We start from the raw sequence: 15564 nt of genomic DNA, 5'->3' as shown, positions 1-15564 counted from the left end.
AGGGACGTCAGTCAAGGGACGGGTCAGACCCCCGAACGGTGCCACCACCATCCTCACTGTCAAGGGTGGCCGAAGGCCATCGCGAAGCGACGCGAACGAAGTGAGCGCCCTTTACAGGCCGGCCCGACACGGAAGGACTATGGGACTGACGGGAAACCCCCCAGGACATCTCTGATTCCGGTCAGCGTGGCCCCGGCCAACCCCGACCCCGCCCGGCCTGCGTGCAGGCCCCACTGCACCCCCGTCGTGCACCCCGCTTTACCCGACCGCCCCCACCCGCCTCCTTATGGCCCCCACCCGCCTCCTTACGGCCCCCGCCCGCCCCCTCACGCCCCACCCCCACCCCCACCCACCACCACCCCTTGACGTAGTTAGTGATTGAGCACTAACTTTGCCGCATGGCAAGGATGAGCGCAGAAGAGCGGCGTGAGAGCGTCATTCGTGCGGCGATGCACGAGTTCGCCCGCGGGGGGTACTACGGGACCTCCACCGAGGCGATCGCCAAGCGGGTGGGGGTTTCCCAGCCGTACCTCTTCCGGCTCTTCCCGAACAAGCTCGCCATCTTTCTCGCCGCCTCCGAGCGTTGCATGCAGGACACCCTCGAAGTCCTCGGTGCCGCTTCCGAGGGGCTGCACGGCGAGGAGGCCACGAGCGCCATGGCGAACGCGTACACCAGGCTCATCTCCGAGGATCCCGACAAGCTTCAGATGCAGCTCCAGATGTACGCCACCGTCGCCGCCGCCGAGGCCGCCGGGGATCGCGAGCTCGGCGAGCTCGTCCGGAGGGGGTGGATGGAGCTCTGGGACACGGTCAACGTGCCCGTCGGTGGAAACGTGGAGGAGACCACGACCTTCATGGCGCACGGGATGTTGATCAACACCCTCGCCGCCATGGGCTTCCCGCCCGAGCACCGGGTCTGGGAGGGCCTGTACCCCGAGGCTCGGGTCAAGGGTCGTCTGGGGAAGTAGAGAGCGCGCCGGTCGGCCGGCGTGCATGCCCATGGCTTCGAAAGTTAGTCATTGATAACTAACAAACCCGCAGGGGGAATCGTGAGCACGCAGATCGGGAACGCGCAGGGGACGGACGCGGGCGCCAGGCTCCGCGGGCCCGCCGTCTGGGCTCTCGTCATCACCGGCGTCGCCAGCTTCATGGCGGCCCTCGACAACCTCGTCGTCACCACCGCCCTCCCCGCCATCCGCGCGGACCTCGGCGGCAGGCTGGAGGACCTGGAGTGGACGGTGAACGCCTACACGCTCACCTTCGCCGTCCTCCTCATGCTCGGTGCCGCCCTCGGTGACCGGTTCGGGCGGCGGAGGCTGTTCATCGCGGGGCTCACCGTGTTCACCGGCGCCTCCGCCGCGGCCGCCCTCTCGCCCGGGATCGACGCGCTCATCGCGGCCCGCGCCGTCCAGGGCGTCGGCGCCGCGATCATGATGCCGCTCACCCTGACCCTGCTCACCGCCGCCGTTCCGGTCGCCCGTCGGGGCGTGGCCCTCGGCATCTTCAGCGCCGCGGGCGGTATCGCCGTGGCCAGCGGCCCCCTCATCGGCGGCAGTCTGACCGAGCACATCTCCTGGCAGTGGATCTTCTGGCTGAACGTCCCGATCGGGGTGGCGCTGATCCCGCTCGCCCGCCTGCGCCTCGCCGAGTCCACCGTCCCCGGCGCGCGCCTCGACATCCCTGGCACCCTGCTGATCAGCGGCGGTCTCTTCGGCATCGTCTACGCCCTGGTCAACGCCAACTCCGAGGGCTGGACCAGCGCCCCCGTCCTGACCGGGCTGATCGCGGGAGCCGTGCTCGTCGGCGGGTTCATCCACCACGGCTTCAACAACGCGAACCCCATGCTCCCCATGCGGCTCTTCCGGGACCGGGGCTTCCTCGGGATCAACGTGGCCAGCCTGCTGATGTTCCTCGGCATGTTCGGCTCGATCTTCCTGCTCGCCCAGTTCCTCCAGGGCGTCGCCGGCTACACGCCCACCCAGGCCGGGCTGCGCATGCTCCCCTGGACCGGTATGCCGATGATCGTCGCCCCGCTGGCGGGGATCCTCTCCGACCGGATCGGCGGCCGTCCTGTCGTCGCCGCCGGGCTGGCGCTCCAGGCCGTCGGCCTCGGCTGGTTCGCGATGATCCTCGGCACCGACGTCTCGTACGCGGCCCAGCTGCCCGCGCTGATCCTCAGCGGCATCGGCATGGCCATGTACTTCGCCCCCGCCGTCAACGTCCTGATGTCCACCGTGGCCCCCGCCGACCAGGGCAAGGCCTCCGGGACGAACAACGCCCTCCGCGAGGTCGGCGGGGCCCTCGGCGTGGCCGTTCTGGCCTCCGTCTTCTCCGCCCAGGGCGGCTACGAGTCCCCGCAGGCCTTCACCGACGGCACGATCCCGGCCCTCTGGATCGGCGCCGCCGTGGTCGCCCTGGCCGCCGTCGTCGCCCTGCTGATGCCGCGCAGGGCGGCGGGCGCCCCGGGCGTCGCCGCTGCCGCTCCGGTCCCGGACAAGGTCCCCGCGGCCAGCTGAAATGTAGTAGTCGAAATGTGAGTTAGACCATTACCATCGCGTGATCCGGACTAAGGAGTGATCGCCGTGCCCGACATCCCCTGGTTGACCCCCACCCCGCCCGCCGCCCCCGACGCCGAGGTCTACGTCATGGCCTCCCGCTTCGAGACCGCCACCCTCATCGGCGCCGTCAGGTTCTTCCTCAAGTCCCCCGGCATCATCGGCCAGATCCGCAAGGCCACCGGCGCCCACGGCGCCGCCCTGCGGGCGCGGGTCCCGCGCCGGACCTTCCTCACCCTCTCCGCCTGGGAGGACCGGGACGCGCTCTACCGCTTCGCCCGCAGCGAGCCCCACCGCACCAGCTCGCGCGCGGCCAGCGCGTACATGAAGGAATCGGCCTTCACCTTCTGGACCGTACGGGCCTCCGAGCTGCCCATCAGCTGGGAGGAGGCCGAGCGCCGCCTCGCCGAGCAGGCGGACGAGCAGGCGGAACAGCCGAACCACTGAGCCGCGGTCCGTGGCCCCGCAGGGATGCGAGGGGCACGGACCGTACTCTTGTCCACGTGCAGGAACTCCACGACGCCCCCCTCGCCCCGCTGACCACCTTCCGCCTCGGCGGCCCCGCCCGGCGCCTGGTCACCGCGACCACCGACGCCGAGGTGGTCGCCGCCGTCCGCGCCGCCGACGAGAGCGGCACCCCGCTCCTGGTCATCGGCGGCGGCAGCAACCTGGTCATCGGCGACCGCGGCTTCGACGGCACCGCCCTGCGCATCGCGACCACCGGCTTCACCCTCGACGGCACCACCCTGGAGCTCGCCGCCGGCGAGAACTGGAGCGACGCCGTCGCCCGCACCGTCGAGGCGGGCCTCGCCGGCATCGAATGCCTCGCCGGAATCCCCGGCTCCGCCGGTGCGACCCCGATCCAGAACGTCGGGGCCTACGGCCAGGAGGTCTGCGACACCATCACGGAGGTCGTCGCCTACGACCGCACCAGCGGCGAAACGGTCACGCTGACCGCCTCCGAGTGCGACTTCCGCTACCGCAACAGCACCTTCAAGGACCAGCCCGACCGCTACGTCGTCCTGCGCGTGCGCTTCGCCCTGGAAGACGCGGGCGGGCTCTCCGCACCGATCAAGTACCCCGAGACGGCCCGCGCCCTCGGCGTCGAGGCCGGCGACCGGGTCCCCGCCGCCACCGCCCGCGAGACCGTTCTGCGCCTGCGCGCCGGCAAGGGCATGGTCCTCGACCCCGCCGACCACGACACCTGGTCGGCCGGCTCCTTCTTCCACAACCCGATCCTGACCGACGACGCCTACACGGCCTTCCTCGCCCGCGTCCAGGACCGCCTCGGCACCGACACCGCCCCGCCCGCCTACCCCGCGGGCGACGGCCGTACGAAGACCAGTGCGGCCTGGCTGATCGACAAGGCCGGCTTCACCAAGGGCTACGGCACCGGCCCCGCGCGCATCTCCACCAAGCACACCCTCGCCCTCACCAACCGGGGCGAGGCCACCACCGAGGACCTCCTCGCCCTGGCCCGCGAGGTCGTCGCGGGCGTCCACGCGGCCTTCGGCGTCACCCTGGTCAACGAACCGGTGACGGTCGGCGTCAGCATCTGAGGAGTCCCGGCCGCCCATGCTCTGTCCCCTGCACGGCGCCGGTACGGACCCCACCCGCCTCGTGGGGCGCACGCTCAGCCGAGTCGTCGCGTCCTGGCACATCAGCGACGGCGAGCGCTCCGAGGCCCCTCTGGACGTCTGGCTGATCGACAGCGTCGGCGACTCCATCCGGATCACCACCGGCTCCGACCAGTGCCTGATCGTGGAGTCCGCCCCGCCGCACGAGCCCTACGACATGGGGGAGTGGGGCCGCATCGAGGTCGGTGAGGACCTCGGCGACCACCCCTTCCTGCGCCACCTCGGCGAGACCGTCGCCTCGGTCGCCGAGTTCGCGCTGCCCGAACAGGGCCGCACCCACCTGGAGATCGGCTTCCCCGACGGCGGCCGGGTGCGCGCCGACTGCTACGAGGGGGACCTGCGGCTCACCCGCTGATCAGGCCGTCAGGCCGCCAGCCAGTGGTCGATTCCGGTCAGCAGCTTGGCCTGTACGTCCTCGGGCGCGGCCGAACCGCGCACCGACTGGCGGGCCAGCTCGGCGAGCTCCGCGTCCGTGAAGCCGTGGTGGCGGCGGGCGATCTCGTACTGGGCCGCGAGCCGGGACCCGAAGAGCAGCGGGTCGTCCGCGCCGAGGGCCATGGGGACCCCGGCCTCGAAGAGGGTGCGCAGCGGCACGTCCTCGGGCCGCTCGTACACCCCGAGCGCGACGTTGGACGCCGGGCAGACCTCGCAGGTGATCTGCCGGTCGGCGAGCCGCTTGAGCAGGCGGGGGTCCTCGGCGGCCCGTACGCCGTGCCCGATGCGGGCGGCGTGCAGATCGTCGAGGCAGTCCCGCACCGAGGACGGGCCGGTGAGCTCGCCGCCGTGCGGGGCGGCGAGGAGGCCGCCTTCGCGGGCGATGGCGAAGGCCCGGTCGAAGTCGCGGGCCATACCGCGGCGCTCGTCGTTGGAGAGCCCGAAGCCGACGACGCCGCGGTCGGCGTAGCGGACGGCGAGGCGGGCGAGGGTGCGGGCGTCGAGGGGGTGCTTCATGCGGTTGGCGGCGATGAGGACCCGCATGCCGAGGCCGGTCTCGCGGGAGGCTGTGTCCACCGCGTCGAGGATGATCTCGACGGCCGGGATCATGCCGCCGAGGAGGGGGGCGTAGGAGGTGGGATCCACCTGGATCTCCAGCCAGCCGCTGCCGTCCCGTACGTCCTCCTCCGCGGCCTCGCGGACGAGGCGCTGGATGTCGTCGGGCTCGCGGAGGCACGAGCGGGCGGCGTCGTAGAGCCGCTGGAAGCGGAACCAGCCGCGCTCGTCGGTGGCGCGGAGCTTGGGCGGCTCGCCGGCGGTGAGGGCCTCCGGGAGCCGGACGCCGTACTTGTCGGCCAGCTCCAGGAGGGTCGATGGGCGCATCGAGCCGGTGAAGTGCAGGTGGAGGTGTGCCTTGGGCAGAAGCGTGAGATCGCGTGCGTGCTCCATTTGGCGATCCTGCCGTACCGCTGCGCTGGGCGGGAGGGGGTTTTACCTTTTGGGGGCTTGCCCGAACGTGCGCGCGGGGGGTCGGGCCGCTGCGCGGAGCCTCCCGGGCTCTGCCCGGCCCCGCGCCTCAAACGCCGGCGAGGCTGGAGTTGCCCTGCGGGCAATCCGGCCCCGCCGGGACTGGGCCGGGAACGCCTGAGCGGCGCCTTCCCGGTGGGGGAGGGCGCCGCTCAGGGCTGCTGCGGGCCGCGCCAGGCCTAGGCCTTGGCCTCCGCCAGGAGCTTCTGGATGCGGGAGACGCCCTCGACCAGGTCCTCGTCGCCCAGGGCGTAGGACAGGCGGAGGTAGCCGGGGGTGCCGAAGGCCTCGCCCGGGACGACCGCGACCTCGACCTCGTCGAGGATCAGGGCCGCGAGCTCGACGGAGGTCTGCGGGCGCTTGCCGCGGATCTCCTTGCCGAGGAGGTTCTTGACCGACGGGTACACGTAGAACGCGCCCTCGGGGGTCGGGCAGATGACGCCGTCGATCTCGTTCAGCATCCGCACGATGGTCTGGCGGCGGCGGTCGAACGCGGTGCGCATCTCGTGGACGGCGTCCAGGTTGCCGGAGACGGCGGCCAGCGCCGCTACCTGGGCCACGTTGGAGACGTTGGAGGTGGCGTGCGACTGCAGGTTGGTCGCGGCCTTCACGACGTCGCGGGGGCCGACGATCCAGCCCACGCGCCAGCCGGTCATCGCGTACGTCTTGGCGACGCCGTTGACGACGATGCACTTGTCGGCCAGCTCGGGGACGATCGCGGGCAGCGAGACGAACTTCGCGTCGCCGTAGACGAGGTGCTCGTAGATCTCGTCCGTGAGGACCCACAGGCCGTGCTCGACGGCCCAGCGGCCGATCGCCTCGGCGTCGGCCTCGGTGTAGACCGCGCCCGTCGGGTTGGACGGGGAGACGAAGAGGACGACCTTCGTGCGCTCGGTGCGGGCCGCTTCGAGCTGCTCGACGGAGACGCGGTAGCCGGTGGTCTCGTCGGCGACGACCTCGACCGGGACACCGCCGGCGAGACGGATGGACTCCGGGTAGGTGGTCCAGTACGGAGCCGGGACGATGACCTCGTCACCCGGGTCGAGGATGGCCGCGAAGGCCTCGTAGATCGCCTGCTTGCCACCGTTGGTCACCAGGACCTGCGACGCGTCGACCTCGTAGCCCGAGTCGCGGAGCGTCTTGGCGGCGATTGCGGCCTTCAGCTCGGGCAGGCCGCCGGCCGGCGTGTAGCGGTGGTACTTGGGGTTGCGGCAGGCCTCGACCGCCGCCTCGACGATGTAGTCCGGGGTCGGGAAGTCGGGCTCGCCGGCACCGAAGCCGATCACCGGGCGCCCGGCGGCCTTGAGGGCCTTGGCCTTGGCGTCGACGGCGAGGGTGGCGGACTCGGAAATGGCGCCGATACGGGCGGAGACGCGGCGCTCGGAGGAAGGCGTTGCAGAGGTCATGCGGGCAATCGTCCCAGACGGCAAACAGGCGCCGCACACCGTTTCAGTTACCGGACCGGAGCATGGCCGGAGTGCCCACGGTCCGGTGCTGTTCGACGTCAGGGCGTGGTTCACGTACACTCACCTGTCGTTGGACCTCGCCGACCGCTGCAGAGCGTGAGCACTCCGTGCACTCGCCCGGATGCGGTAGGTTGGGGGACGCAAAGGGTCGTAGCTCAATTGGTAGAGCACTGGTCTCCAAAACCAGCGGTTGGGGGTTCGAGTCCCTCCGGCCCTGCTCCACACTCCTTTCTGGGACGTGTGTGCGCAGGTACGTACTTCGATGCAACGCCGTGCGGCGCAACCGGGCGCGGTACGGCCACGACCCGGATTCAGGTGAGAGACGTGACGGACGCCCTGGGCTCCATCGACATGCCTGACGCCGAGGACGAGACGCGCGAGAAGAAGACCCGCAAGGGCGGCAAGCGCGGCAAGAAGGGCCTCTTCGGCCGGCTCGCGCTGTTCTACCGCCAGATCGTCGCGGAACTCCGCAAGGTTGTTTGGCCCACTCGCAACCAGCTCACGACGTACACCACCGTGGTGATTGTCTTCGTGGTCATCATGATCGGTCTGGTGACCGTGATTGACTATGGGTTCCAGGAAGCCATCAAGTTCGTCTTCGGCTGATCCCCGCGGAGGGCGGCGCCTTGATGGGTGCCGCCCGTTTTCGCATGTTCCACCACCTTTTGTATCCAGGAAGAAGCAGCCACCGTGTCTGACCCGAACCTGAACGCGAGCCACGACTCCGTCGAGTCCGTCGAGGACGAGCTCGACATCGTCGAGGCGGCAGACGCTGTGGACCCCGATGAGGCCGAGCTCGCCGACGCCGAGGCGGGTGTCGCCGCCGAAGAGGCCGCGCTGCACGTCGAGGACGAGGTCGACGCCGAGGCTGAGGTCGAGGACGACGCCGAGGTCGAGCCGGCTGCCGACGACGCCGAGGAAGAGGGCGACGCCGAGGTCGAGGACGCAGCCGACGAGGAGGCCGAGGAGGCCGCCGAGGTCGAGCCCGCCGAGCCCGTCGACCCCATTCAGGCCCTGCGCGACGAGCTCCGCCTGCTCCCCGGCGAGTGGTACGTGATCCACACCTACGCGGGCTACGAGAAGCGCGTGAAGGCCAACCTGGAGCAGCGCGCCGTCTCGCTGAACGTCGAGGAGTTCATCTACCAGGCCGAGGTGCCCGAGGAAGAGATCGTCCAGATCAAGAACGGCGAGCGCAAGAACGTCCGGCAGAACAAGCTGCCCGGTTACGTTCTCGTCCGCATGGATCTGACGAACGAGTCCTGGGGTGTCGTCCGCAACACGCCCGGTGTCACCGGCTTCGTCGGCAACGCGTACGACCCGTACCCGCTGACCCTGGACGAGATCGTCAAGATGCTCGCGCCGGAGGCCAAGGAGAAGGCCGACAAGGCCGCTGCCGAGGCTGCCGGCCTGCCGGCTCCCGCCGTCAAGCGCACCATCGAGGTCCTGGACTTCGAGGTCGGCGACTCGGTCACCGTCACCGACGGTCCGTTCGCGACGCTGCAGGCGACGATCAACGAGATCAACCCGGACTCGAAGAAGGTCAAGGGTCTCGTCGAGATCTTCGGCCGCGAGACCCCGGTCGAGCTCAGCTTCGACCAGATCCAGAAGAACTGATCTTCTGGGCAAACAGCTTCCGGACAGGTCAGATCGCCTCTCGAAGGGCGGTCTGACCTGCTCGGTTTTTAGCCCCGCACCAATACCCGTTATCGTGGTGCGGTATGCCTCCATCCGGATGACCGGATGGGTGGCTGAAAACTCTCACTAGGACCCGGAGAGAGCAATGCCTCCCAAGAAGAAGAAGGTCACGGGGCTTATCAAGCTCCAGATCAAGGCCGGTGCGGCCAACCCGGCTCCGCCGGTCGGCCCCGCGCTCGGTCAGCACGGCGTCAACATCATGGAGTTCTGCAAGGCCTACAACGCCGCGACCGAGTCGCAGCGTGGCATGGTCGTGCCGGTGGAGATCACGGTCTACGAGGACCGCACCTTCACCTTCATCACCAAGACTCCGCCGGCCGCGCGCCTGATCCTCAAGGCCGCGGGCATCGAGAAGGGCTCCGGCGAGCCCCACAAGACCAAGGTCGCCAAGCTCACCGGCGCCCAGGTCCGCGAGATCGCCGAGCTGAAGATGCCCGACCTGAACGCCAACGACGTCGACGCCGCGATGAAGATCATCGCCGGCACCGCGCGTTCGATGGGCGTCACGGTCGAAGGCTGATCCAGCCACCCCCAGCACCACCAGTGGTAGGACCAAGCGCTGGTCCGCACCACGACTCCATGCCTGAAGCCAAAACACAGGAGCAGAAGTGAAGCGCAGCAAGACTCTCCGCGCTGCGGACGCCAAGGTCGACCGGGAGAAGCTGTACGCCCCGCTCGAGGCCGTCCGTCTCGCCAAGGAGACCTCCACGACCAAGTTCGACGGCACCGTCGAGGTCGCCTTCCGCCTGGGTGTCGACCCGCGCAAGGCCGACCAGATGGTCCGCGGCACCGTGAACCTCCCGCACGGCACCGGCAAGACCGCCCGGGTCCTGGTCTTCGCGACCGGTGACCGTGCTGCGGCCGCGGAAGCCGCCGGCGCCGACATTGTCGGCGACGACGAGCTCATCAACGAGATCGCCAAGGGCAACCGCCTCAACGAGTTCGACGCCGTTGTGGCCACCCCGGACCTCATGGGCAAGGTCGGCCGCCTCGGCCGCGTGCTCGGTCCCCGTGGCCTCATGCCGAACCCGAAGACCGGCACCGTCACGATGGACGTCGCGAAGGCTGTCACCGAGATCAAGGGTGGCAAGATCGAGTTCCGCGTCGACAAGCACTCGAACCTGCACTTCATCATCGGCAAGGTCTCCTTCTCCGATGACAAGCTGGTCGAGAACTACGGCGCGGCCCTGGACGAGATCCTTCGTCTGAAGCCGTCCGCCGCGAAGGGCCGCTACATCAAGAAGGCCGCCCTGAGCACCACCATGGGCCCCGGCATCCAGCTGGACCCGAACCGCACCCGGAACCTCCTCGTCGAGGAAGACCCGGCCGCGGTCTGAGCCTGAGCGCTCACTGCATGGCTGAACGGGCCCCTCGCCCCCCTTCACCGGGGTGGCGGGGGGCCCGTCGTCCGTGGGGGGACCGGGGGCTTCGGAGGGCCTCGGAGGCGATTTGCCTCGAACGGAACCCTTCGCGTACGCTTCACCAGAAGCCAAAGACCGCTGGTCGTTGCCGTGCCTGCAAGGGTGTGGTGGCCGAAGGATCCGTTGACTACGGACGACCCGCGCAGGTGACTGTGGAAAGTTCCCGGACTCTGTTCGGTTGAGCTACGCCCTGGCGCCTACGCCGGGGCGTTTTTGTTTGTCAGCCCCTTCTGAGCGGTCCTCATCACCCGGAAGGAGGCGAACGCACCATGCCGACGCCCAACAAGGCTGCATCGGTAGCCGAGCTCACGGACGCGTTCCAGAGCTCGAACGCCGCCGTGCTGACCGAGTACCGGGGTCTCACCGTCGCGCAGCTCAAGACGCTGCGTCGCTCCCTCGGTGAGAACGCCCAGTACGCCGTGGTGAAGAACACGCTGACCAAGATTGCGGCCAACCAGGCCGGGATCACCGCGCTGGACGAGCACTTCGCTGGTCCGACCGCGGTCGCCTTCATCACCGGTGACCCGGTGGAGTCGGCGAAGGCCCTGCGTGACTTCGCCAAGGAGAACCCGAACCTCATCATCAAGGCCGGTGTCCTTGACGGTAAGGCTCTCTCCGCCGACGACATCAAGAAGCTTGCGGACCTCGAGTCCCGCGAGGTTCTGCTCAGCAAGCTGGCCGGCGCGTTCAAGGGCAAGCAGTCTCAGGCTGCCTCGCTCTTCCAGGCGCTGCCGTCGAAGTTCGTCCGCACCGCGGAAGCGCTTCGCGTCAAGCTCGCCGAGCAGGGCGGTGCCGAGTAATTCGGCTCGCGCATTGATCCGCGCCGCCTAGTGCGCGGGTCGTAGCGGGCCGTTACGCCCGCCTCTATAGACACATCGGCACCTGCCGAATTAGTGGAAGGATCGCCCATCATGGCGAAGCTCTCTCAGGACGACCTCCTCGCCCAGTTCGAGGAGATGACCCTCATCGAGCTCTCCGAGTTCGTGAAGGCCTTCGAGGAGAAGTTCGACGTCACCGCCGCCGCGGCCGTCGCCGTTGCCGGTCCCGCCGCCGGTGGCCCCGCCGCCGAGGTCCCGGAGGAGAAGGACGAGTTCGACGTCATCCTCGCCGGCGCCGGTGACAAGAAGATCCAGGTCATCAAGGTCGTGCGCGAGCTGACCTCCCTGGGCCTGAAGGAGGCCAAGGACCTCGTTGACGGTGCCCCGAAGCCCGTCCTCGAGAAGGTCAACAAGGAGGCCGCTGACAAGGCCGCCGAGGCCCTCAAGGGTGCCGGTGCCTCCGTCGAGGTCAAGTAACACCTCTGGGGCCCTCTGAGGCCCCAGCCAAGGGCGATCACCCGTAAGGGTGGTCGCCCTTTGGCGTATCCGCAGTGCCTGACTTGCCCGTGCGTCGTTGGGGAGTAGGGTGATCATCGTTGCCCCGCAGCAGGGTCCGAAGATGATCCGCACGGAGCAGGGGGCCTTGACGAACGGGACCAGGCGCGCAATTCTCAGTCCCGTCGGCAGCTCGACCGCCTCGATCCGAGATCCGAGGCATGGATCGGCTTCGAAGAGGGCAGTACTGATACGCACTCTCTGTGCGAGGGTCGCGACGTTACGACATGGGGAAGGCCTGTTGCCGGTTTCCGGAAACCTGGTCTGGACATCAGTGAGCCGAGTGGCTACACTGACCCTTTGCGCTGCCTGTTAGCTGTCCCCTGCCCGTCGCCAGGGACATGCCCACGCTGAAGCACACTTGGTTGAACCGTCCTGACCTGGCCTTTTAGCCGGATCGGGGGGTTGGTCTTATGTGTCGGCTGGGACCGGTACGCGCGTAGTGAGTCCGAGCCCTCGGAAGGACCCCCTCTTGGCCGCCTCGCGCAACGCCTCGACCAATACGAACACCGGTGCCAGCACTGCCCCGCTGCGCATCTCCTTTGCAAAGATCAAGGAGCCGCTCGAGGTTCCGAACCTCCTGGCGCTGCAGACCGAGAGCTTTGACTGGCTGCTCGGCAATGCCGCCTGGAAGTCTCGCGTCGAGTCGGCGCTTGAGAGTGGACAGGACGTCCCCACCAAGTCCGGTCTGGAAGAGATCTTCGAGGAGATCTCGCCGATCGAGGACTTCTCCGGGTCGATGTCGCTGACCTTCCGCGACCACCGTTTCGAGCCGGCGAAGAACTCCGTCGACGAGTGCAAGGAGCGCGACTTCACGTACGCGGCTCCGCTGTTCGTCACGGCCGAGTTCACGAACAACGAGACCGGAGAGATCAAGTCTCAGACGGTCTTCATGGGCGACTTCCCGCTCATGACCAACAAGGGCACCTTCGTCATCAACGGCACCGAGCGTGTCGTCGTGTCGCAGCTTGTCCGTTCCCCTGGTGTCTACTTCGACTCCTCCATCGACAAGACGTCCGACAAGGACATCTTCTCCGCCAAGATCATCCCCTCCCGGGGTGCCTGGCTGGAGATGGAGATCGACAAGCGCGACATGGTCGGTGTCCGCATCGACCGCAAGCGCAAGCAGTCCGTCACCGTCCTCCTGAAGGCTCTCGGCTGGACCACCGAGCAGATCCTCGAGGAGTTCGGCGAGTACGAGTCCATGCGCGCCACCCTGGAGAAGGACCACACCCAGGGTCAGGACGACGCGCTGCTCGACATCTACCGCAAGCTGCGCCCGGGCGAGCCGCCGACCCGTGAGGCCGCTCAGACGCTGCTCGAGAACCTCTACTTCAACCCCAAGCGCTACGACCTCGCGAAGGTCGGCCGCTACAAGGTGAACAAGAAGCTCGGCGCCGACGAGCCCCTCGACGCCGGTGTGCTCACCACCGACGACGTCATCGCGACGATCAAGTACCTGGTCAAGCTGCACGCCGGCGAGACCGAGACGACCGGCGAGTCCGGCCGTTCGATCGTGGTCGAGACCGATGACATCGACCACTTCGGCAACCGTCGTCTGCGCAACGTCGGCGAGCTCATCCAGAACCAGGTCCGCACGGGTCTGGCTCGTATGGAGCGCGTCGTGCGCGAGCGCATGACCACCCAGGACGTCGAGGCGATCACGCCGCAGACCCTGATCAACATCCGGCCGGTCGTCGCCTCCATCAAGGAGTTCTTCGGCACCAGCCAGCTGTCGCAGTTCATGGACCAGAACAACCCGCTGTCGGGTCTGACGCACAAGCGTCGTCTCTCGGCTCTGGGTCCCGGTGGTCTGTCCCGTGAGCGGGCCGGCTTCGAGGTCCGTGACGTTCACCCGTCGCACTACGGCCGCATGTGCCCGATCGAGACCCCTGAAGGCCCGAACATCGGTCTGATCGGCTCGCTCGCGTCCTACGGTCGCGTCAACGCGTTCGGTTTCGTCGAGACCCCGTACCGCAAGGTCGTCGACGGCGTCGTCACCGACGAGGTCGACTACCTGACCGCCGACGAGGAAGACCGCTTCGTCATCGCCCAGGCGAACGCCGCCCTGAACGATGAGATGCGCTTCACCGAGAACCGCGTCCTGGTTCGCCGTCGTGGTGGCGAGATCGACTACATCGCCGGCGACGACGTCGACTACATGGACGTCTCCCCGCGCCAGATGGTGTCCGTCGCGACCGCGATGATCCCCTTCCTCGAGCACGACGACGCCAACCGTGCCCTCATGGGTGCGAACATGATGCGCCAGGCCGTTCCGCTCATCAAGGCGGAGGCCCCGCTCGTCGGCACCGGCATGGAGTACCGCTGTGCGGTCGACGCCGGTGACTCGATCCGTGCGGAGAAGGACGGTGTCGTCCAGGAGGTCTCGGCCGACTACATCACCGTCGCCAACGACGACGGCACGTACACCACGTACCGCGTCGCGAAGTTCTCCCGCTCGAACCAGGGCACCTCGGTCAACCAGAAGGTGATCGTCAACGAGGGCGACCGCATCGTCGAGTCGCAGGTCCTCGCCGACGGCCCGGCGACCGAAGAGGGCGAGATGGCCCTCGGCAAGAACCTGCTCGTCGCGTTCATGCCGTGGGAAGGCCACAACTACGAGGACGCGATCATCCTGTCGCAGCGCCTCGTGCAGGACGACGTCCTCTCCTCGATCCACATCGAGGAGCACGAGGTCGACGCCCGTGACACCAAGCTCGGCCCCGAGGAGATCACCCGGGACATCCCGAACGTCTCCGAGGAGGTCCTCGCGGACCTCGACGAGCGCGGCATCATCCGCATCGGTGCGGACGTCGTCGCCGGCGACATCCTGGTCGGCAAGGTCACGCCCAAGGGTGAGACCGAGCTGACCCCGGAGGAGCGCCTGCTCCGCGCGATCTTCGGTGAGAAGGCCCGCGAGGTGCGTGACACCTCGCTGAAGGTCCCTCACGGTGAGATCGGCAAGGTCATCGGCGTCCGCGTCTTCGACCGCGAGGAGGGCGACGAGCTTCCCCCGGGCGTGAACCAGCTGGTCCGCGTCTACGTCGCCCAGAAGCGCAAGATCACCGACGGTGACAAGCTCGCCGGCCGCCACGGCAACAAGGGTGTCATCTCCAAGATCCTTCCGATCGAGGACATGCCCTTCCTTGAGGACGGCACGCCGGTCGACATCATCCTGAACCCGCTGGGTGTCCCGTCCCGAATGAACCCGGGACAGGTCCTGGAGATCCACCTCGGCTGGCTCGCCAGCCGCGGCTGGGACGTCTCGGGCCTCGCGGACGAGTGGGCGCAGCGCCTCCAGGCGATCGGCGCCGACCAGGTCGCCCCCGGCACCAACGTCGCCACCCCCGTCTTCGACGGTGCGCGTGAGGACGAGCTGGCCGGCCTGCTCCAGCACACCATCCCGAACCGCGACGGCGAGCGCATGGTGCTCCCGACCGGTAAGGCGCGCCTGTTCGACGGCCGCTCCGGCGAGCCGTTCCCGGACCCGATCTCGGTCGGGTACATGTACATCCTCAAGCTGCACCACCTGGTCGACGACAAGCTCCACGCCCGTTCGACCGGTCCGTACTCGATGATCACGCAGCAGCCGCTGGGTGGTAAGGCGCAGTTCGGTGGTCAGCGCTTCGGTGAGATGGAGGTGTGGGCGCTTGAGGCATACGGCGCCGCTTACGCGCTCCAGGAACTCCTGACGATCAAGTCCGACGACGTGACCGGCCGCGTGAAGGTCTACGAGGCCATCGTCAAGGGCGAGAACATCCCCGAGCCGGGCATTCCCGAGTCCTTCAAGGTGCTCATCAAGGAAATGCAGTCGCTCTGCCTCAACGTGGAGGTGCTGTCCTCGGACGGCATGTCCATCGAGATGCGCGACACCGACGAGGACGTCTTCCGCGCGGCGGAGGAGCTCGGTATCGACCTGTCCCGGCGCGAGCCGAGCAGCGTCGAAGAGGTCTGAC

14 protein-coding genes and 1 tRNA gene are annotated in these 15564 nt (G+C 68.4%); 13 read left to right on the top strand and 2 right to left on the bottom strand.

The annotated features are described in order from the left end of the window. The first annotated feature begins 398 nt into the window (after positions 1–398). From AB0O21_RS29460 to AB0O21_RS29440, 5 genes are all read left to right on the top strand, one after another. Positions 399–968, top strand: coding sequence for a helix-turn-helix domain-containing protein (locus tag AB0O21_RS29460; RefSeq protein WP_365175888.1), 570 nt, complete (start codon positions 399–401; stop codon positions 966–968). Positions 969–1061: 93 nt separating this feature from the next. Next, on the top strand, positions 1062–2516 hold the full coding sequence (locus AB0O21_RS29455) for a DHA2 family efflux MFS transporter permease subunit (protein ID WP_365175891.1): 1455 nt from the start codon (positions 1062–1064) through the stop codon (positions 2514–2516). A gap of 66 nt (positions 2517–2582) precedes the next feature. Next, entirely contained in the window at positions 2583–3002 is a 420-nt protein-coding gene (locus AB0O21_RS29450) for a DUF3291 domain-containing protein (RefSeq protein WP_365175887.1), read from the top strand. Next, positions 2999–4114: a UDP-N-acetylmuramate dehydrogenase gene (locus AB0O21_RS29445; RefSeq protein WP_365175890.1), complete on the top strand. Its 1116-nt coding sequence runs from the start codon at positions 2999–3001 to the stop codon at positions 4112–4114. Before AB0O21_RS29450 ends, AB0O21_RS29445 begins: the two co-directional genes overlap by 4 nt. A 16-nt stretch (positions 4115–4130) precedes the next feature. Further along, positions 4131–4547, top strand: a complete 417-nt coding sequence (locus tag AB0O21_RS29440; RefSeq protein ID WP_365175886.1) for a hypothetical protein — start codon at positions 4131–4133, stop codon at positions 4545–4547. A gap of 8 nt (positions 4548–4555) precedes the next feature. Here AB0O21_RS29440 and AB0O21_RS29435 read toward each other — a convergent pair whose 3' ends face one another. Beyond that, the gene (locus AB0O21_RS29435) at positions 4556–5575 is read right to left on the bottom strand and encodes an adenosine deaminase (RefSeq protein WP_365175885.1); all 1020 of its coding nucleotides are present in this window, start codon (positions 5573–5575) and stop codon (positions 4556–4558) included. 257 nt (positions 5576–5832) lie between these two features. After that, complete coding sequence (locus tag AB0O21_RS29430; protein WP_365175884.1) at positions 5833–7059, bottom strand: pyridoxal phosphate-dependent aminotransferase; 1227 nt, start codon at positions 7057–7059, stop codon at positions 5833–5835. 204 nt (positions 7060–7263) lie between these two features. Between AB0O21_RS29430 and AB0O21_RS29425 the strand changes: the two genes are divergently transcribed. The 8 genes from AB0O21_RS29425 to rpoB all read left to right on the top strand — a co-directional run bounded on the left by AB0O21_RS29425 (position 7264) and on the right by rpoB (position 15563). Next, positions 7264–7336 (top strand) — tRNA-Trp (locus tag AB0O21_RS29425). 107 nt (positions 7337–7443) lie between these two features. After that, positions 7444–7725 (top strand): preprotein translocase subunit SecE, encoded by a 282-nt coding sequence (secE, locus tag AB0O21_RS29420; protein ID WP_365175883.1) that lies wholly within the window; start codon positions 7444–7446, stop codon positions 7723–7725. 84 nt (positions 7726–7809) lie between these two features. Then, positions 7810–8733 (top strand): transcription termination/antitermination protein NusG, encoded by a 924-nt coding sequence (nusG, locus tag AB0O21_RS29415; protein WP_365175882.1) that lies wholly within the window; start codon positions 7810–7812, stop codon positions 8731–8733. 166 nt (positions 8734–8899) lie between these two features. Next, positions 8900–9334: a 50S ribosomal protein L11 gene (gene rplK / locus AB0O21_RS29410; protein ID WP_030154660.1), complete on the top strand. Its 435-nt coding sequence runs from the start codon at positions 8900–8902 to the stop codon at positions 9332–9334. Positions 9335–9422: 88 nt separating this feature from the next. Beyond that, a complete protein-coding gene (rplA, locus tag AB0O21_RS29405; protein WP_030388881.1) occupies positions 9423–10151 on the top strand; it encodes a 50S ribosomal protein L1 in 729 nt (242 codons plus the stop codon). Between the two features lie 353 nt (positions 10152–10504). After that, positions 10505–11035 carry a 50S ribosomal protein L10 gene (gene rplJ / locus AB0O21_RS29400; protein ID WP_030026650.1) on the top strand — a complete coding sequence of 177 codons (531 nt, stop codon included), beginning with the start codon at positions 10505–10507 and terminating at the stop codon, positions 11033–11035. A 111-nt stretch (positions 11036–11146) separates the two neighbouring features. Next, the gene (gene rplL / locus AB0O21_RS29395; RefSeq protein ID WP_365175881.1) at positions 11147–11530 is read left to right on the top strand and encodes a 50S ribosomal protein L7/L12; all 384 of its coding nucleotides are present in this window, start codon (positions 11147–11149) and stop codon (positions 11528–11530) included. Between the two features lie 550 nt (positions 11531–12080). After that, complete coding sequence (gene rpoB / locus AB0O21_RS29390) at positions 12081–15563, top strand: DNA-directed RNA polymerase subunit beta (protein WP_365175880.1); 3483 nt, start codon at positions 12081–12083, stop codon at positions 15561–15563. The last annotated feature ends 1 nt before the right edge of the window (position 15564 follow it).

The sequence above is a fragment of the Streptomyces sp. NPDC091371 genome (assembly GCF_040684275.1).
Lineage (GTDB): Bacteria > Actinomycetota > Actinomycetes > Streptomycetales > Streptomycetaceae > Streptomyces.
Note: the sequence above shows the minus strand (reverse complement) of the source record. Positions and strands in the feature narration are given on the sequence as shown.

Excerpts from the sequence above, each read along its gene's own strand:
- AB0O21_RS29460 (WP_365175888.1), top strand. The coding sequence starts at position 399 with ATGGCAAGGATGAGCGCAGAAGAGCGGCGTGAGAGCGTCATTCGTGCG.
- AB0O21_RS29440 (WP_365175886.1), top strand. The coding sequence starts at position 4,131 with ATGCTCTGTCCCCTGCACGGCGCCGGTACGGACCCCACCCGCCTCGTG.
- AB0O21_RS29435 (WP_365175885.1), bottom strand. The coding sequence starts at position 5,575 with ATGGAGCACGCACGCGATCTCACGCTTCTGCCCAAGGCACACCTCCAC.
- AB0O21_RS29430 (WP_365175884.1), bottom strand. The coding sequence starts at position 7,059 with ATGACCTCTGCAACGCCTTCCTCCGAGCGCCGCGTCTCCGCCCGTATC.
- rplK (WP_030154660.1), top strand. The coding sequence starts at position 8,900 with ATGCCTCCCAAGAAGAAGAAGGTCACGGGGCTTATCAAGCTCCAGATC.
- rplJ (WP_030026650.1), top strand. The coding sequence starts at position 10,505 with ATGCCGACGCCCAACAAGGCTGCATCGGTAGCCGAGCTCACGGACGCG.
- rplL (WP_365175881.1), top strand. The coding sequence starts at position 11,147 with ATGGCGAAGCTCTCTCAGGACGACCTCCTCGCCCAGTTCGAGGAGATG.